At 62.2% G+C, this 18,465-nt stretch carries 13 protein-coding genes; 2 read left to right on the top strand and 11 right to left on the bottom strand.

Annotated features, from left to right (window positions below):
- Position 1 precedes the first annotated feature (1 nt).
- The 11 genes from BN3911_RS01845 to BN3911_RS01795 all read right to left on the bottom strand — a co-directional run bounded on the left by BN3911_RS01845 (position 2) and on the right by BN3911_RS01795 (position 9,044).
- A complete protein-coding gene (locus BN3911_RS01845) occupies positions 2-277 on the bottom strand; it encodes a phage holin family protein (protein ID WP_066860620.1) in 276 nt (91 codons plus the stop codon).
- Positions 278-499: a hypothetical protein gene (locus BN3911_RS01840; protein WP_242871057.1), complete on the bottom strand. Its 222-nt coding sequence runs from the start codon at positions 497-499 to the stop codon at positions 278-280.
- A gap of 106 nt (positions 500-605) precedes the next feature.
- Complete coding sequence (locus tag BN3911_RS01835; RefSeq protein WP_242871057.1) at positions 606-827, bottom strand: hypothetical protein; 222 nt, start codon at positions 825-827, stop codon at positions 606-608.
- A gap of 44 nt (positions 828-871) precedes the next feature.
- The gene (locus BN3911_RS01830; protein ID WP_066860614.1) at positions 872-2,167 is read right to left on the bottom strand and encodes a radical SAM peptide maturase, CXXX-repeat target family; all 1,296 of its coding nucleotides are present in this window, start codon (positions 2,165-2,167) and stop codon (positions 872-874) included.
- Positions 2,154-2,462: a hypothetical protein gene (locus BN3911_RS01825; RefSeq protein ID WP_066860611.1), complete on the bottom strand. Its 309-nt coding sequence runs from the start codon at positions 2,460-2,462 to the stop codon at positions 2,154-2,156. Before BN3911_RS01825 ends, BN3911_RS01830 begins: the two co-directional genes overlap by 14 nt.
- 11 nt (positions 2,463-2,473) lie before the next feature.
- A complete protein-coding gene (locus BN3911_RS01820; RefSeq protein ID WP_066860608.1) occupies positions 2,474-3,052 on the bottom strand; it encodes a hypothetical protein in 579 nt (192 codons plus the stop codon).
- 20 nt (positions 3,053-3,072) lie between these two features.
- On the bottom strand, positions 3,073-3,756 hold the full coding sequence (locus BN3911_RS01815) for a hypothetical protein (protein WP_066860605.1): 684 nt from the start codon (positions 3,754-3,756) through the stop codon (positions 3,073-3,075).
- A gap of 10 nt (positions 3,757-3,766) precedes the next feature.
- The gene (locus tag BN3911_RS17450) at positions 3,767-6,349 is read right to left on the bottom strand and encodes a collagen-like domain-containing protein (protein ID WP_066860602.1); all 2,583 of its coding nucleotides are present in this window, start codon (positions 6,347-6,349) and stop codon (positions 3,767-3,769) included.
- A complete protein-coding gene (locus BN3911_RS01805) occupies positions 6,333-6,710 on the bottom strand; it encodes a hypothetical protein (protein ID WP_147578486.1) in 378 nt (125 codons plus the stop codon). Before BN3911_RS01805 ends, BN3911_RS17450 begins: the two co-directional genes overlap by 17 nt.
- Positions 6,711-6,978: 268 nt before the next feature.
- Positions 6,979-8,307: a sensor histidine kinase gene (locus BN3911_RS01800; RefSeq protein WP_066860596.1), complete on the bottom strand. Its 1,329-nt coding sequence runs from the start codon at positions 8,305-8,307 to the stop codon at positions 6,979-6,981.
- Entirely contained in the window at positions 8,307-9,044 is a 738-nt protein-coding gene (locus tag BN3911_RS01795; RefSeq protein WP_066860593.1) for a LytR/AlgR family response regulator transcription factor, read from the bottom strand. The genes BN3911_RS01800 and BN3911_RS01795 overlap by 1 nt, the downstream gene beginning before the upstream one ends.
- A gap of 244 nt (positions 9,045-9,288) precedes the next feature.
- Between BN3911_RS01795 and BN3911_RS01790 the strand changes: the two genes are divergently transcribed.
- On the top strand, positions 9,289-9,519 hold the full coding sequence (locus BN3911_RS01790; protein ID WP_066860590.1) for a hypothetical protein: 231 nt from the start codon (positions 9,289-9,291) through the stop codon (positions 9,517-9,519).
- Between the two features lie 19 nt (positions 9,520-9,538).
- A partial coding sequence (locus BN3911_RS01785) for an S-layer homology domain-containing protein (protein WP_187127666.1) occupies positions 9,539-18,465 on the top strand: 8,927 nt, incomplete at its 3' end.

Raw genomic sequence — 18,465 nt, 5'->3', positions numbered from 1 at the left:
TTTATTTTTCCTTCCCGCCTGCCAGCTGTTTCCCAATCTGGTTGGCGCCGGTGGCAGCCAGCCCGGAGACGATGCCCACGGCCGCGGCGGTTAGAAAATCATTGGCCGGGAAGTCAGGCATAAAGAGCATGCCTACGACCCCCAGAATCCCGCCTAAAAGCCCGCAGACAATGGGGATGAGTCCGTTGTTGTCAAAGGGCGTGGCCTTCACCACCACCCCCGCCAGATAGCAGATCACCGTAATCGCCGCCACGCTTCCAATTCCCGTCAGTTCCATTCAAGTTCCCCCTTTGATATGTTCCAGTTCCGAATTGACATCATCCAGCCTGTGATGCGCCGACTTGATGGCATTCTCCGCCACCGCCATGCGCTCCACCACCTGGTTATGCTTTTCCACTTTCTTTTCCAACTGCTCCAGCCGGAAATTGGTCATCCTCGCGCTGCCGAATATTCCCAGCAGGGAACCGATAAACGTCCCCGCCAGGGACAGCAGCGCCACAACTACAGTGCTGTCCGTAACATCACTTCCTTTCTGCTCAGGCTTCAGGGAGAAGCCNGCAGATCACCGTAATCGCCGCCACGCTTCCAATTCCCGTCAGTTCCATTCAAGTTCCCCCTTTGATATGTTCCAGTTCCGAATTGACATCATCCAGCCTGTGATGCGCCGACTTGATGGCATTCTCCGCCACCGCCATGCGCTCCACCACCTGGTTATGCTTTTCCACTTTCTTTTCCAACTGCTCCAGCCGGAAATTGGTCATCCTCGCGCTGCCGAATATTCCCAGCAGGGAACCGATAAACGTCCCCGCCAGGGACAGCAGCGCCACAACTACAGTGCTGTCCGTAACATCACTTCCTTTCTGCTCAGGCTTCAGGGAGAAGCCAGTTCCAGCAGCCCCTCAAATTCCTCCTGCCCCACAATCTCCACCGCCCATTCCTCGGGAATGTTCAGGGGAAAACGCTCCGTTTCTCCCCGCAGCCGGTGGATCCTGTTGTGGTAATAGGCCATCGCCATCACCCGGGCCTTGTGCATGGGGCAGAGGAAGGTGACGCGCCGGTTGGGGCTTCCCGTGGCCTCATAATTGTAGGCGCTGCACCACCCGCAGCCGCTGGCGATGGGACAGCTCAGGCATTTTTCCGGACTCTGGCTCTGGCGGGTAATCCCGTCCAGCAGTTCCATTGTTTTCCGGTCCTCCCGCGTGCGGGCAATCCCCGCGTCCACGTCCCCAATGCGCAGGGGCGGGCGGTTGGGCAGGGACATGGGCGCGTATCTGAGGCAGGGATAAACCGTCCCGTCCACATCAAAGGCCAGCATTTTCCCCGTGCCGCCGCACCAGTTTTGGGTCTCCGTCTCCGGCAGCGGGGTTCCCGCCTCCCAGTCCAGAATAGACACATACATGTCCCTGTACCGCCCCGAAGCTATGAGCCAGTCCGAAAGCTTCTTCAGCTCCCGGTACAGCACCGCGGCGTGAGAAAGCTCCCAGCCCTCCTCATACACGCAGTTGCAGTTGAGCTCCGTAATCCCGAACCTTTCCATCATGTCCCTGCAGGCTGTAAACGTCCTTTCCACGTTGCCCGGGGCAATGGTGAACTTGGTGCCGCTCTGGCCGCGTCTGCACTGGTCGGCGAAAGCCTCCGCCGCCCTGTCGTAGGAGCCGCAGCCCAAACAGTCCCTGCGGCAGCTGTCGTGGGTCTCCTTGTCCCCGTCCAGGGTGATGCCGACGCTGACCCTGCCGTCGTATTTCCTCAAAAACCGCTGTACCGCCGGGTCCCGGTAAAGCGTGCCGTTGGAGGACATGGAAATCATGTATTTTGTGGCCCAGCGGTGGTTTTTCCCGATCGCCTGCGCCAGAAAATAGGAGACGATCCGGTCAATGAGCCCGATTTCCAGCATGGGCTCCCCGCCGATAAAATCCAGAATCAGCCCGTCCGCGTTTTCCGGCGTCACCAGCCCGTCCCCCCGTTCGTCCTCCTGGAAGAGCAGGTCCACACAGCGCCGGGCAGTCTCCTCTGTCATGCGCGCCTCGCTTTTGTTGGTCTCGTAGCAGTAGGAGCACCGCAGGTTGCACTGGTGGGTGACGATGAAGGTCACCGATTTTACCGCCTTTCCCGGATACATCCTGGCGTACAGGTCCTGAAACTGCATCTGGCCCTTAGGCTTGTCCATTGCAGGCCCTCCCCAGTTTCAGCTCTCCCTGCAGGAAATCCACGGAATAGACGGCGCCTTCCAGTTCTTCCCCGGGCACAAGCCGGCACACAAGCTCGTCCAGGGCCATCCGCCAGGCCGCCGCTGCCTGGCGGCAGTTTTTGATCAGCTCCGCCTGCTTTTCCTCCGGCAGTCCGCTTTCCGCCGCCTGGACGCACAGCACCCGCAGCCCGTCCGCCTCATACTTGAGCATCTGCAGGTATGTGCAGACGTCCTCGGGAATGGGAATTCTCTGTTCCTTCCTCTTCTGGTCCATTTTTTTCTCCTTTAAAGCTGCATAAATTCGTTGTTCAGCCGGGTTGATTTTTCAAAGCTGTCTTCGTCCAGCAAAAGGATGTTCTCTGAAATCTCCTGCACAATGCCCCGCACTTCCGGGAAGCGGCCCAGCTGCATAACGGTGTCCAGCGTCCTGCGCAGGAACATTCCCCTGCAGTAGCGGCCCGGCGCAAGCCGCCCGAGCTTTCCGCAAAGCTCCCTGTAAAACTCCTGAAGCTCTGCCGTACCGTCCCTCCGCAGCCCGCGGAAGGCCTCCAGGCAGTCTGCCAGCCCAGCCAGTTCCCCTTCCGGGAGCGCGCCTTCCAGCTCTCCCATCACCGCGGCGCAGGCAGAGTAAAACCGCTGTCTTTCCGGCGGTTTCTCCCCTTCCAGCAGCCCGTACAGGGACAGCGCCGTCTCCTCCAGGAGGAACCGGCTGTCCACGAATTCCAGAGCCGCCGCCTCAGACACCATTGCGGAAAGCTCTTCCAAGTCTTCCGCCGTGAGGGTCTGGGCGTCCTTTGTCAAAATACGGTATACGGCCATCTTGTGGCCCACCAGGCTTGCCTTGTCCAATAATTCCTGAAACATAATTTTCCTCCGTCAATTTCTTATTTTGCCGTCCCGGTGCAGCTGCTGTAGCAGTCCCAGGAGCAGTTCTTGGTGCAGCTGTAATAACAGCTCCCCGTACAGCTGGTACACTCGCCGGAGCAGCTGCTGTAGCAGTCCCAGGAACAGTTCTTGGTGCAGCTGTAATAACAGCCTCCCGTGCAGCTATCAGAACAACTGCCGGTGCAGGTGTTGGAGCAGCTGATACAGCCTCCGGTGCAGGTATTGGAACAGCTGGTACACCCGCCCGAACAAGTGCCTGTGCAGCTGCTGGAACAGGCCCCGCCGCACCCCGAACAGCCGCTGCAGCCCGTATAACATCCTGTGGTGCACCCGGTGTAGCAGGTCCCGGTGCAGCTGCTTTTGCAGTCGCTGGCGCTGCGGTCCGTGATGGAGCGGGTTTTCCAGGCGTCTATTTTTGTCTCCATCGCCTCCTGCCCCTCCCTTGTCAGGGGGCCGGGGTAGACGGGCAGGTCCGCGTCGTTCACCGCCTGCATGGGCACAAGGTTCTTTTTCAGGTGCTCCCCCAGAAGGGGGCCGCCGTCCTGGGGGACCGCCGTAAAGTCATAATCCGTGCCGCCGTAGGCAGCCACGGAGCCGGTGCGGCTGCGCCGCAGCATCTCCGCTCTGACCTTTGCCTTCAGGTTGACCGCGTCTGCGGTCAGCAGTTTTCTGTCGTTTGCCATGTTTTCCGCCTCACAATCTCAGCACGAAGGCCAGGACTTCTCCCATGCCCCCCACGCTGCCTTCCAGCGCCATGCCCACAATGCTTCCCCGGGGAGCCGTCCCCGGGTCCGCCGCCCGGGCACGGCCCGGAACCTCCGAGCTTGTCAGGTAGTCCCCGATCCTCACCCGGCCGGTAACCTTTACCGGCACCCTGCCGCTGAGGGCGATGGGGGTCCCTTTTCCGCCTATCACATGGGCGGGGTCCGTGGAAACGATCCCCAGCACGTGGATGTCATAGGGGGACGCGCTGCGGCGGATGCCCCCGTCTTCCCAGAGCACGGCGATTTCCCCGGCCTCAATGGGGCCGGTTACCTCATAGGCCTCCGCAAAGTCCGCGCTGTCGCTGTAGTACACGCCGTAGACCCTGGCTGCCCGCAGGTAGCCGTTGTACCGGATGGGCGACGTGCCCTCCGGCACGGTCTCCTGCCTGTCCCACAGCCCGTCCTCTCCGTCCGTCGCTCCAAAATTCAGGGATTCCGCCGCGGCCTGCAGCTGGGATACCGGCACCTTCCCGTCCTCTCCCAGCGTCGCCACGCCGCCCGCCGCGCCTTTTTCAGCGGCGTCCAGCTTCCCGTTCCATGCCGTCCGCTCCGAAGCCGTCACGTGCTTCACACCGTCGGCGATGTGTCCGGGAACCGCGGCCAGCGCTCCGCCCAGCTCTTCCTCCGTCCCGGTATAACCTCCGGAAACCGCCGTCTGGTAGGCGCTTTTCCCGTCCGCCCCCGCAGGCCCCGGATCCCCTTTCGCTCCCTGCGGGCCAGTTGCTCCGGTCTCGCCCTTGTCGCCCTTTTCACCCTTCAAGCCTTGAGGCCCCTGGGGGCCGTTCTCACCCTGAGGCCCCGCAGGCCCGGCATCTCCTTTTAGGCCCTGTGCTCCAGCAGGGCCCGTCTCTCCTTTGGGCCCTTGCGGGCCCGTATCACCCTTCGCGCCCGCGTCCCCCTTGGGGCCCGCAGGGCCCGCGGCTCCGGTTTCTCCCTTGTCGCCCTTGGCTCCCGTGTCTCCCTTGGGGCCCTGGGGCCCTCTCAGCCCTTCCAGCTGCTCCGGGGTAAAGTCAGCGTAAGTGAAGGGATCCCCCTTGGGCCCCGGAGCCCCGGCTTCGCCCGGCGTCCCCTGCAGCGGGCCGTTGTCCATCCATTCCGTGCCGGACCAAATGTAAATGCGGTAGGGCGGGGCGCTTCCCACGTTGTAGGCCATGCCCGCCGTGGGGGAAGGTACCGCCGCCTGCAGCGCCTCCACCGTGGCATACTGTCCCAGGATGGTGAGCCCGGTTCCCGTCTCTCCCTTTACGCCCTGCGGCCCCTGGGGTCCGGTGTCTCCTTTGGGGCCCTGGGGGCCCTGTTCGCCCCGGGAGCCTGTGTCTCCCTTTGCCGCGATCAGCAGCCACTTGCCCGTGTCCGTGGGAGGAACGCCGGTACAGGCCGCCAGGTTCAAATAGCTGGAACCTCCCAAGGAAACCTTGTTCCCCGGCACGTAAGCCCTGTCCGCCTCATAGGGGCCCCATATATTCCTGGCCTGTTCCGCGCTTTCCCGGCCCGCTTCCGCCTGGGTTCTTTCCAATTCCGCCGCCGCCCGGGCGGATTCCGCGCCGTTTCTGGCGTCCTCCTGGGAAACCCGGGCGGTCTCGGCGGCTTTGCGGCCCTCTTCCCCGGACTTTCTTGCAGCCTCGGCTTCCGTCCTCCCTGCTTCTTCTGCGTCCCTGGCCGTTTCCGCCTCCGCCCGTTTTTCTTCCCCGGCTTTCCGGAGGGCCTCCGACTCCGCCCGCGCCGCTTCGGCTCCGGCACGTGCGCCCTCTGCGGAAACCCTTTCCGCCTCTGCAGCAGCCCGCGCCCTTTCTGCCTCCGCTCTGGCTGTTTCAGCGGTGCCCCGCCCGGACTCCTGATCTGCCCTTTCCCGCTCTGCAAAGGCCCTTTCCTCCTCTGCAGCCTTCCTGGAATCCTCCGCGGCAGCCCGTGCCGACTCCGCGCCTGCCCGGACCGACTCTCCGGCTTTTCTGGCATCTTCCGCGGCAAGCCTCTCCTGTTCCGCGCCTGCCCGGGCAGCCTCCCCGGAGGACCTCTCCCCTTCGGCGTCCCTTCGCCCGGATTCAGCCTCCTGCCGGACACCCTCCCGGGCCTGCCGCTCTGTCTCCGCCGCGGCCCTGGCCTCCTCGGCAGCTAACCGGGCGGTTTCCCCGGCCTCTCTGGCAGCCTCTCCGGCTTTTCTGGATTCCTCCTCCCCGACCCGGTCATCCTCCTGCGCCGCCCGAGTCCTCTCCGCCCCGCTGCCTGTCTGCCGCCGGGATGCCTCCGCCGCCTCGCTGGCCGAAGCCGCCGCAGCCTGGGCGTCCTCCCCCTTGCGGGCAAGGTCCTCCCGGAACAGGGCAAATTCCTCCAGCGCGTGCCAATCGTCAACCCCGGCGTTGCGCCATTCCAGCACGCCGTTTTCATACCGGAGCTCCACGTTGGCCTTCAGAAACTGAAGCCATTCCTCTTCCGTCCCTATAAATCCGTGCTTTACCGCCAGCCCGTAGGCCGTCAGGTAATACCCCTTCCGTCTCTCAGGGTAGCAGGCCATATCCATCCTCCTCAATCCAGGTGTCCGCCGGCCGGTAAGCCGCGGCAAACCACCTCATAAATTCCGAAAAATCCGCGTTGAACATCTGCATGCTGTTCTGGTACTTCCCGTACTCCCCGTTGGCAAAATCCACCATGGCGTACAGGTAGCTGAGGTAGAGCTTGTCGTGGGGCGGGTTCACCAGCAGCTCCGTTTCCCCGTCCTCAGGCCACCCGTAGGTCACGGTTTCCTCCGGCGCCAGAAGCATCACCTGGGCCTGCACCATGCCCTCGCAGTCCGTCACCCAGCGGGTTTTCTGCTCCTCCGTGAAACCGTTGGGCTTCACCCAGTCCGCAAATTCTATTGCCTCCTTCAGTTTCATCTCTTTTCCCTTCTTTCTCTTTCCATGGTCTTTTCTCCTGTCTGTGATCCCATACAAACCGCCCCGTTTTCCCCCTGCAGAAAGGAGCCGCCGCAAGACGCGGCAGCTCCTTTTTCCCGGCAGGGTGCAGACGGCCCTCTGTTTTGGACGCAAAAAGGGGAACGGCGTTTCCGCCGCTCCCCTTTTCTACTATCTGCAGTTTATACTATATCACAGAACCCATGTAACATTCCAGCACATCTTTTCAAAATCCCCCATGAAGCGGCCTTCAGCGCGTTCCGGCGTCCGGCCGGGCAATGAGAAAGCGCAGGCGAAACATGCCGTCCTTCCCCACGCTGTAGGAATAGACCGCCTGGTACTTGTCAAAAAAGGCGGCGATGCTGCGGGTGCCCACACCGTGGCCGGGCTCCCTGGATATGGGAAAGCCGTTTCTGTCAAACTCAGCCTTTCCGTCGCAGGTGTTGGCAATTTCCACGCAGAAATGGGGCTTGGACGCCGCCGCCACCTCAATGCGCCGGGGCGTCCCGGCGGGCAGGGCTTCACAGGCATGAATGGCATTTTCCAGGGCGTTGGCCAGCACGGCGCACAGCTCGTCCTCGTCCGCCGGCAGTTTCCGGCTCAGCTTTATTTCAATCCTTACCTGGATTTCCCTGCTCCGGGCCTGTTCCGCGTAATAGGCCAGCAGCGCGTCCAGCACAGGGCTTTCGCAGTAATGGGCCATAACAGTATCGTTCAGCTTTTTGTCAGATTGTCCCAGGTACTCCAGCGCACCGGCGGTATCCCCGCGTTCCAGCATGGCGGTCAGCGTGTGCAGCACAAAGCGCATATCGTGCCGGTGAACCCGCAGCTTCTCCTCGCTGCGGGCCATCATCTCCTGCTGCCTGCGCAGGGCGGACACCTGGGTGGAAAGCAGCTGGCGTTCCCGCTCGGTCTGTTCCTGGCGGCGAATCGTCTGAAAGAAAAAGAAGATCACGGTGTAAGCCGCAGCCGCCATGCCGGACGTAACCAGGATCGCCGTCAAATTCTCCGCCCGCTCCCCTGGATCGACCAGCATGATATAGACATAGAGGGAAACATAGTACGCCAGGGGGATGAGGGAGAACAGGAGCCAGCCCCGGCGCAGCATCCCCTGCATTTCCAGGTAGAGGGGCCGCAGCCGCCAGTTCAGCCACAGCAGCAGCAGGGCGGCTGCGCAGCGGCCCAGCAGGTCAATCCCCAAACGCCCGCCAAAGGGCAGCGCGCACAGCATCCCCGCCAGGGTGACCAGCCCAGTCTCCGCCATGAGGGTCGTGAGCGTAAAGAGAAGCCTGCCATCCCTGTAGCGGGAGACCCACCCAAAAAGGACAAATACCGGCAGGTTGAGCAGCACCGGCGTCAGGCGCATATAGGCCTCGCTTCCCAGCAGGAAAGCCAGCGGGATATTCGCCAGGATGACCGCCCCAATCCCCGCTCCCATAATCAGGCGGGCGCGCCTGCCGTCCATCCGGGCGTCCAAAAAGGCGCAGAGGAACAGGCCTGCCAGCACCGTCATCCCCATCGCCCGAAGAAGGTAGAGTACGCCCAGCCCGGCGCCCCCCTCCGGTGTCATAAAATCCATCAGGCCATTCCCCGCTTCAGCACAAAATCCAGAAAACACTGGCGCACCATGCTCCGCTTCAGGCGGGGGATGGGCACCCTGCCCCCCTCCCGCATGTGAAAGCAGTCCTGCTCCAGGCTGTCCACATAGAGCATATTCACCAGATAAGACGTGCCCACCTGCAGAAAGCGTTCGTCCGCCAGCAGCGGGGCCACCGCCTCCTCCAGCGAACCCCGCCTGCCGGCAGTCACCGTCTGCCCTCCGGCAAGGTAAAATATCACGGAATGGTTCGCCCCCTCCGCATAGCGGATGTCTGCATAGCGCAGCAGCGACACCCGCTCCCGCCTCTTCACCGTCAGGATCCGGCTCTCCTCTTGGGCGAGCTCCTTCAGCACCCGGTCCAGCAGGGGGAACAGCGCCTCCCGTTCCACGGGCTTGAGCAGATAACCGGCGGCCTGCGCGTTGTAGGAGGCTACCGCGTAATCCGGCGACGTGGTGAGATAAATGATGGGCGCGTCGCTCCCCAGCTCCCGCAGCTTGACGCCCACGTCGATACCGGACAGCTCCGGCATGATGACGTCCAGCACATAGAGGTCAAAGCCCCCTTCCGCCTCCGCCTGTTCCAGCAGTTCCTCCCCGGAGGAAACCACGGTGAGCCGGGCGGCGAGGCTGGGGCGCTGTTCCATATATTCCCGGAGCAGTCCGCCCGTCAAGCTGCGCTGCCCCGGCTCGTCGTCACAAAGAGCGATTTTCAACATGATAGGTTCCCCTTGTCAAGCGACTTTTTCCCCAGGACGTGCAAATTTCGCACAAAACCATACCAAATTTACACTTTGCCCCACAAGCCGGCTTTTTTTCATTAGAATAACAGTAGCAAAAGACCGGGGGGTCTGTCAAGGCCTCCTGCAATAAGAGGATCGATTCAGTTGAGGGGCATGCCCCTCAACTGTTTCCGGGGGTTCCCCCGGAAACAGGAAACCTGTTAGGAGGAGGAGATGGGCAATGGGCACAGAGTTGGGAATCAACCGCCGCGCCGAAGACCGTCCGCTGAAGGAACCGCGGGTGGGCGGGAGCGTGTGGCCGCGCCAACGCTGTCCGGCGTTCACGCCCCGTGCCGCCGTACTGCCGGTGGAAAAGGAATGCTGGTACTGTAAATTTGCAGATTTTCATTTGAAGGAGCGGATCCCTCTGGATGTGGGCATCTGCTGCTGGCCGAACAAACAAATGGACTGAGGACTGGGAGGATTTGACCATGCGAAAAGAAACCGTACACTACAAAAGGAGCTCTCGCGCCGGACGGAAAGCCTTGGCGCTCCTACTCTCCTGCCTGATGGCGTTTGCTGCGCTGCCCATTCCGGCGGGCGCGGTGGAGGAACCCGGTGGGCACGTCCACGACGAAACCTGCGGCTATGTGGAGGGCGACCCGGATAGCTGCAACCAAGGCGCTCCGCAGCCGGAGGGCGGCATTGAGCCAAACGACGGCATCGAGCCAAACGACGGCACAGAGCCGGACAAATGCACCTGCGAGACCCAATGCACGGATGGGCAGATCGACCCCGACTGCCCGGTCTGCTCGGCCGAGGACGCGGATTTGTCCCTTTGCACCGGGACACCTCCGGCGCGCCGCGGCACGTCGCGGACGGCTGGTAACACCATCGAGGTGGACGGCTCGACTACAACCCTCGCCAATGCGATCAGTCAGGCGCAGAGCGGCGACACGCTGAAGGTCATTGCCAACATCAACAATGGCGGAACGGGTGTGACGATCAAGGACGGCAAGTCGCTAACCCTTGACCTGAACGGCCACACAGTTACCTATAGCGGCACCGGCAACGCCAGCGCAATCATGCTGTCAGGCACCGCGTCGCTCACCGTAACGGACGGCGGCAGCAACGGCAAGCTGGAAGCCACCGGCGATACGGGCAGGGCTATCCAAAACGGCAGCAGCGGCACAGTCACGGTGGAAAGCGGCACGGTCACGGCCACGACCGGTAAAGCCATCTATAACTGTGGCGCGGTCAACGTCACCGGCGGCACAGTTGAAGCAACCGGTTCAAATGGCAGAGCCATCCATAACGCCGACGGCGGCACAATCACCATCAGCGGCAACGCCGCAGTGTCGGCAACGACCGGCCAAGCCATCTATAACGCCTCCACCGGAGAAATCAAGGTCACAGGCGGCACAGTGACAGCCACGTCCGGCAACGCCATTCGCAACCAATCCACCGGCACGGTCAAGGTGGAGGGCGGCGCAGTGTCATCGCCCAACCAAGCCATCTGGAACAATGCCGCTGGCACAGTCACGGTATCGGACGGCAAAGTGACGGCATCTGGCTCGTCTGGCAAGGCGATCTATAACTACGACGCTGGCGGCACAGTTAACGTCAGTGGCGGCACGGTTGAGGCAACCGACCCAAATGCTATTGCCATCTACAACGTTAACACCGGCACAGTTAATGTCAGCGGCGGCACAGTGTCGGCGGCGGCCGGCAATGCCATCTACAACGTTAGCACCGGCAAAATCACGATCAGCAACAACGCCACGGTCACCAGCGCGAATACAAACGACGGCACGATTTATCTGTTCGCTGTGCCATCCAGCGGCGAGTCGAAAGTCGTGCTGGACATTCAGGGCGGCACGGTAGAGAACACGTCAGCCGATGGCTATGCGGTGTACTTTAACACCAACGGCACAGGCGTGACCTACGACACCCTGAGCGCCTACTACACCAAAACCGGCGGTACGGTGGGCAAGGTTTATCCCGAAGCGCCGACAAACGTGGTGGAGATTACAAGTGGAAGCAATACCACGCTGTACACCACTCTCGCCGGTGCGATCACAGCTGCAACGACCGGCGACACGCTGAAAGTCATTGCCGATATCGACCTCGGCACAGGCGTCGGTGTAATCAACGGCAAAACCCTGACGCTTGATCTGAACGGCCACACCGTTACAAACAGCGGCACAAACGGCAGCAGCGCCGTAATCAAGCTGGACAACGGTGCGTCGCTCACCGTAACGGATGGCAGCAGCGGCCAGAACGGCACGCTGGAAGCTGTAAACTATGCCATCTGGAATATCTCCACCGGCGCGGTCACGATATCGGGCGGCACGCTGAAAGCCACCGGCGAGAATGGCAAAGCCATCTACAACAGCCCCTTTGCAGATAACACGGCTAACGGCACAATCACCGTCAACGGCGGCACGGTAACGGCGACCGGCACATCGGGCTATGCAATATCCGGCAGCGCTGGCGCAGTCAACGTCAGCAGCGGCACGGTGTCGGCGACCGGCGCGTCGGGCAGCGCGATCGACAGCAGCGGCGCAATCACCGTCAGCGGCGGCACAGTAACGGCGACCGGCGCGTCGGGCATTGCGATCGACAGCGTCGGCGCAGTCACCGTCAGCGGCAGCGCCAAGGTGTCCGCGGCGACCGGCAATGCGATCTTCAACTACGGCGCTGGTAAAATCACGATCAGCGACAGCGCCGAGGTCACCAGCGCCAATACAAGCGCGACTTCCGGCACGATTTTCCTGCAATACGTGCCGAACGGCATCGACAACCTTCTTACGCTGGACATTCAGGGCGGCACGGTGCAGAACACCGCAGACCCGGCGGGTTACTCGGTGTACTTCGCGGATGCCAGCGGCGTGACCGCCGCCAACTTGGGCACCTACTACAGCCACACCGGCGGTACGGTGGGGCGGCTTTATCCCGCGGCGGTGGAGCTGCTTGACAGCGGCGACACCTTCAAAGGCAGCTACGCCACCCTCGCTGCGGCGATTGGTGCGGCGCAGACCAACGACAAACTGGTGATCAACGAGACCATCGACCTCGGCAGCGGAGCCGGCGTGGAAATCAACGGCAAAGCCCTGACGCTCGACCTGAACGGTCAGACCGTTACCCACAGCGGCGCCGCCGCAATCACGCTGAAAGATACTGCGGGTACGGCGCTTGCGGTAACGGACAGCAGCAGTACCGGCAACGGCGAGTTGAAGGCAATCGGCCAGTATGGCATTGCTATCTACAACCTCTCCGCTGGAGATGTGAAGGTAACAGCCGGTACAGTGTCGGCGGCTGGCGGCTATGCCATCTTAAACGCCTCCACCGGCAAAGTTACGGTAGAGGGCGGCACGCTGAAGGCAACAACGGGCGTTGCCATCTATAATAGCGAAACCGGTAAAGTTACGGTTAGCGGCGGCGCTGAAATCACAAGCGCGAACACGAGTGCCACTACCGGCACGATTCATCTTGCCAAGGTGTCGACCGAGAGCCCCTCTGTCGTACTGGACATTCAGAACGGCACGGTGGAAAACACCGCAAACGGCTATGCGGTCTACTTCGCGGCCACCGGCGTAACAGCCGCCAACCTGAACACCTACTACACCAAAACCGGCGGCACGGTGGGTCGGGTTTATCCAACGGCGGTGGAGCTGCTTGGCAACGATGACGCCTTCAAGGGCAGCTACGTCACGCTCGACGAGGCGATTGGTGCGGCGGCGACCGGCGACAAGCTGAAGGTCATTGCAGACATCAATCTCGGCGAAACCGGCGTGGACATCAACGGCATCGCCCTGACGCTTGACCTCAACGGCCACAAAATTACCCACAGCGGCAGCACCGCTGGCAACATGGATGCAATCAATCTGGTAAACAGTACGGGTACGGCGCTTACCGTAATGGACAGCAGCACCGGCCAGACCGGCAAGCTGGAAGCCGTCAAAATTGCCATTAATAACGTCTCCAGCGGCACGGTCACGATCACGGGCGGCACGGTGTTGTCCACCGGCGCAAATGGCACTGCCATCTCCGGCGGCTCCAACAGTGGAGAAATCAAGGTCACAGGCGGCACGGTGACGGCGAGCGGCTTGAACAGCGCTGCCATCGCCAGCGGCGGTGCGATCACGGTGGAGAGCGGCACGGTGTCGTCCACCGGCTCGAATGGCCAAGCCATCTTTAGCAACGGCACAAACGGCACGGTCACCGTCAGCGGCGGTACGGTGTCGGCCACCAATGGCGGCACGGCCATCTATAAAGACGATTCCCAAGGCAAAGTTACGATCAGCGGCAGCGCCACGGTCACTAGCGGCAATAAGACTTCCGGTTCCGGCACGATTCGTCTTGGCCCTGTGCAGTCCAGCAGCAGCGCCCCTGCTCTGGAAATCAAGGAGAATGCCACGGTAAAGAACACCGCAGGCGGCAACGCCGTCTACAACGGCTTCGCCGGCGTGATCGCGGTCAGCGGCGGCACGGTGGAAACAACGAGCGGCAAGGCCATCGACAACGCCTCCACCGGAAAAGTTACGATCAGCGGCACAGCCACGGTGACCAGCGCGAATACGAATGCAAACGAGGGCACAATTCGCTTCAACACAACGACTGACTCGACCGCAGTTGTGCTGGAAATCACAGGCGGCACGGTAAAGAACACCGCAGGCGGCAACGCCATCTACAACTACTCCACCGGCAAGATCAACGTCAGCGGCGGCACGGTGGAAGCGACGACCGGCAACGCCATCTACAACGACACTACAGGCGCGGTCAACGTCAGCGGCGGCACGGTGAAGGCGACCGGCGACAGTGGCGTTGCCATCTACAACAACTCCACCGGCGAGGTCATAGTCAACCCTGGCACGGTCAACGTCAGCGGCGGCACGGTGTCGGCAACGACCGGAAACGCCATCTTTAACGGCGGCGCGCTCACGGTTACGAACGGCACGGTGCAGGCGACGGGTGATAAGGGCAGAGCCATCGTCGGTGCCGGTGCGGTCAACGTCAGCGGCGGCACGGTTTCGGCGACCAGTGGCTACGCCATCTCCAGCATGGGCGCGGTCACCGTCAGCGGCGGCAAGGTGGAGTCAACGAGCAGCTGCGCGATCTACAACAACTCCGCCTTCAGCGACTCCATCGGCAAAATCACGATCAGCAACAACGCGGTTGTGACCAGCGCGAACGCGGATTCCACTTCCGGCACGATTTACATCAACGCAGTGCCGAGTGGCAGCACCGACCTTGTCGCGCTGGACATCAAGAACACCGCTAAGGTAACGAACACTGCAAGCCCGGCGGGCTATGCGGTTTACTTCGCGGACAGTAGCGTGAACTCCAACAACGTGACAAGATACTACGCGGTGGCGGAGGGCGCGACGGTGGGCAAGATTTATCCCGCACCGGCGACCATGCCCACGGTGGAGGTCAATTCCTCCGGTAAACCGCAAGCCATCTACGCCAACGGCACGGCGCTGATCATCGCGGGCATAGATGCCACGCACACCACCATCTATGTGGACGTGAACGGGAACGGCGTGCTGAACACGAGCGAGGACAGCTCCCTGAAAACGTTGAACATTGCAAACGCACCGGATGACGCAAGCGACCTCCGAAACTGCAGGGTCTACGGCGGCAGCAAGGAGAACGCGCTGGCCGGAAACCCGAAGATCACGATGACTGGCGGTGATGTGCTCTACATCTACGGCGGCGGCAAGGGCACAGGCGGCGATGTCACGGGTGACCCTGCAATCACGATCACCGGCGGCAATGCAAACTCCGTCTACGGCGGCGGCAGCGACGGCGGTATGGTCACGGGCAGCCCGAAAATCGCGATCACCGGCGGTACTCCAAGCTCTGTCTACGGCGGCGGCGACAAAGCCGATCTGATCGGCAACCCGGTTATCTCGATGACCGGCGGCGAGGCGGGCTACGTCTATGGCGGCGGCGGCAAAGCCGACAACAGCAGCGGCGGCGACGTCACCGGCGACACCTCGATCACCGTCGCGAACAGCGCTGTGGTGAAAAATACTGTCTACGGCGGCGGCAATCTCACTGCGGTCAGCGGCAAGGCCACCGTGAACTTTAACGTCCCGAACGGGAACGAGCAAATAACGATTTACGGCGGCGGCAACGGCGGCACTCAAACCGCCACGGTCGGCAGCACCGAGGTCATCCTCGGCACTAACGGCAAGGTCAGAAGCGTCAGCGGCGGCGGCAGCGGCAGCAGCAACGTCACCGGCACCGCCGAAATCACCGTGCAGGGCACGACGATGAATGTGTTCGGCGTCAGCGACAGCGGCAGCGGCACCAGCACAGTCACCGGCCAAGTCACCGTCAAGGTCGATGGCGCAGCCAAGGTCGGCAATCGCGGGTTCCAAAACACCGGCCTGCACATCAACGGCGGCAATCCAGAGAAAAAAATCGGCGTGAGCAGCTTTGTCATCGGCGATCTGCAAGGTGACGCAAAGATTGACGTTGTCCTGCCCGCGGGCTACGAAACCGGCGTGATCGCGACCGACGCGGTCGAAGCCGACCTCGAAAAACTCTCGCTCGTCGGTCCCGGCGCGACGGGCAAGCTCCTGCGGTTTGACGCGGCAACGAACGAAATCAGCGTCGTCAATGCGCCCGCGGCGGAATACACCGTAAACGGCGGGACGAGCTGGACAGAGTGCGACAGCCTCAGCGACGCCATCACAGAGATGACGGGAGCGAGCAACGCGGCAACGCATCGGGTGCGCCTGATGAAGGATGCGAACACGGCGCTGGAGATTGAAAGCGGCACCTTCACCCTCGACCTGAACGGTCATCAGCTGACGCCTGACGAAGGCGCAGCCACGGTGCTGGTGAAAACAGGTGCGGCGCTGACCCTGACCGACGGCGTGGGCGGCGGCAAGCTCGTCGGCGCGAAGAAGCAGGCAGCGGGCAGCGACGTGGCCGGTGTGGGCGTGTCCGTGGAGGGCAGCCTGACCGTCACCGGCGGCAAGCCCTTTACCATTCAGGGCGGCGGCAACAGTGAGGCCACCGGAGAGAGCGCCATCGAGCTGAAAACCGGCAGCAGCTTGCAGGTCTCCGGCACGGGCGCGATTCGGGTGCAGGGAGGCGACGGCCTTGACACAAATCGCGGCGCAAGCGCGATACACGATACGGGCGCGACCATTTTGTGCGACAACCCCAACGCCGTCTATCAGGGCGGCGACAGCAAGGGAACCAGCGGCAAAAACGGCGGCGATGGCTTGCTCGCCGATACGAGCATCGACGCCATCATCCGGGGCGGTACCTTCATCGGCGGCAAGGGCGGCAACAACACGGACACCGGCGGCGATGGTGGTAACGGCATTCGGGTCAGCATCTCCGGCGCGTCGGTGGCGCGTTCGCTTGTGGTGGACGGCGGCACCTTCATCGGCGGCGCAGGCGGCAGTGAGGCAACGTATCCCGGACACCGGGGCGACGGCCTGTATGTCGAGCGTGCGGACGTCACAATCAACGGCGGCGTCTTCGAGGGACGGTACGGGTGCTGGCTAGCAAACAGCATGCAAGCCACGGCCAATCGATGGACGGTCACCGGCGGCTTCTTCAATGGGGACTCCATCGGATTGTATGTGGACGTGAATCCAAGCAGCAGCCCTGTTGTGTCCGTTACGGGCGGTACCTTCACCGGCGACAAATACGCCCTGACCTCAACCCGTGCGAATATCCTCAAGGGCGGCACCTTTATCGCAAACGGGGAATCCGCTTATGCGATCAAGGGCTATAACAGCATCCTCACCGGTCAGATGCTGACCGCAGGCATGGCGTATTTCGACGCGAGCGGGACGCAGATCACGACGGGTCTGGACGCATATCAGCTCGGTCAGGGCGCGACCATCCAGGTTGCGCCCGCCACGAGCAAGCCCGACCCGGTGTATAACATCACAGGCACGGTCTACGAATATGGCGGCACAACCCCGGCGCAAAATGCAAGCGTGACCCTCAAGCTGGGCGCGGCAGTGGTTTCGCGCACCACGACGGACGCGCAGGGCGGTTACGTCTTCGGCGGCGTTCCCACGGGGCTGTACAACGTGGTGGCCGAGCACAGCGATCTGACCATGACCATTCTAGTGGCGCTCACCGGGGACGCGGACGAAAAGGACATCACGCTCCCGGAGGCAGGGAAAAACAGCGTGGTAGAGGTCAAGGAGAATACGCCTCCCGTGGTCGTAGGCGGCGTGGAGGAGGTCGCGGAAAGTCAGACGGACTCAAGCGGGAGCATCACCGTCAAGCTGACGGTGGAACAGAAAGATAACCCGGCGGGCAAAACCGAGATTGAAGGCGAAGCCAAAGGCCAGACCCTCCTGTATCTGGATGTGTCCCTTATGCTGCACAAGGGCTCAGGAGCACCCGAGGATTTAGGCCCGTCCAATGAAGAGGTTTTGGAGCTGGTGCTGCCCTACGACTTCCGAGGCAAAAAAGATGTGACGGTCTACCGCCACCACATTCATTCAGAATCCCAGGCGGAAACAAAAGCTCTGGACAAGCTGGAAGGCGCACCGGTCACAAAGACGGACGGCACGTTCTGGGCGGACACGGAAAACGGCTACCTGCACATCTACGCCAGCAAATTCTCCACCTACGCCGTGGGCTACACCAGAATCTCCACGGGAGGCGGCTCCACGGCCCATACCCTCACCGCCTCGGCGGGGGACGGCGGCTCCATCTCCCCCAGCGGCGCGGTCAGCGTGCCCCAGGGCGGCAGCCAGACCTTCTCCGTCACGCCTCACAGCGGCTATGCCCTCCGGGACGTGCTGGTGGACGGCAGGAGCGTGGGCGCGGTGACAAGCTATACCTTTGAGAACGTCACCGGAGACCACAGCATTTCCGCGGTGTTCAAACCCTCCTGGAACCCCTTCACAGACGTTACGGAAAGCGATTGGTTCTATGGCGCTGTCCGCCATGCCTACGAACAAAACTGGATACTGGGCACCTCAAACACCACGTTTTCCCCGGAACTGAGCACCCAGCGGGGCATGATCGTCACGATCCTGTGGCGCATGGAGGGCCAGCCGGAGGCGGCAGGCGTCCGTGACTTCACCGACGTGGAGGAGGGGCGCTACTATACCGAGGCCGTGGCCTGGGCGGACAAAAACGGTATTGCCATGGGATACGGGAACAACAAATTCGGGCCCAGCGACCCGGTGACCAGGGAGCAGCTGGCGGCCATCCTGTACCGCTACGCCCAGTACAAGGGCATGGACGTGAGCGCAAAGGGAGATCTCTCCGGCTTCACGGACGCGGGAAAGGCCTCCGCCTATGCCAGGGAACCCCTGGGCTGGGCCGTAGGGCAGGGCATCTTGAACGGCAAGGGCGGCGGCATCCTCGATCCAAGAGGACAGGCCACCCGCGCTGAAACCGCGGCCATGCTCCAGCGGTT

The organism is Neglectibacter timonensis (assembly GCF_900048895.1).
Taxonomy (GTDB): Bacteria; Bacillota; Clostridia; order Oscillospirales; family Acutalibacteraceae; genus Acutalibacter; species Acutalibacter timonensis.
Note: the sequence above shows the minus strand (reverse complement) of the source record. Positions and strands in the feature narration are given on the sequence as shown.

Coding starts and splice junctions, on each gene's coding strand:
- BN3911_RS01825 (WP_066860611.1), bottom strand. CDS start 2,462: ATGGACCAGAAGAGGAAGGAACAGAGAATTCCCATTCCCGAGGACGTC.
- BN3911_RS01795 (WP_066860593.1), bottom strand. CDS start 9,044: ATGTTGAAAATCGCTCTTTGTGACGACGAGCCGGGGCAGCGCAGCTTG.
- BN3911_RS01815 (WP_066860605.1), bottom strand. CDS start 3,756: ATGGCAAACGACAGAAAACTGCTGACCGCAGACGCGGTCAACCTGAAG.
- BN3911_RS01820 (WP_066860608.1), bottom strand. CDS start 3,052: ATGTTTCAGGAATTATTGGACAAGGCAAGCCTGGTGGGCCACAAGATG.
- BN3911_RS17450 (WP_066860602.1), bottom strand. CDS start 6,349: ATGGCCTGCTACCCTGAGAGACGGAAGGGGTATTACCTGACGGCCTAC.
- BN3911_RS01805 (WP_147578486.1), bottom strand. CDS start 6,710: ATGAAACTGAAGGAGGCAATAGAATTTGCGGACTGGGTGAAGCCCAAC.
- BN3911_RS01790 (WP_066860590.1), top strand. CDS start 9,289: ATGGGCACAGAGTTGGGAATCAACCGCCGCGCCGAAGACCGTCCGCTG.
- BN3911_RS01830 (WP_066860614.1), bottom strand. CDS start 2,167: ATGGACAAGCCTAAGGGCCAGATGCAGTTTCAGGACCTGTACGCCAGG.
- BN3911_RS01800 (WP_066860596.1), bottom strand. CDS start 8,307: ATGGATTTTATGACACCGGAGGGGGGCGCCGGGCTGGGCGTACTCTAC.
- BN3911_RS01845 (WP_066860620.1), bottom strand. CDS start 277: ATGGAACTGACGGGAATTGGAAGCGTGGCGGCGATTACGGTGATCTGC.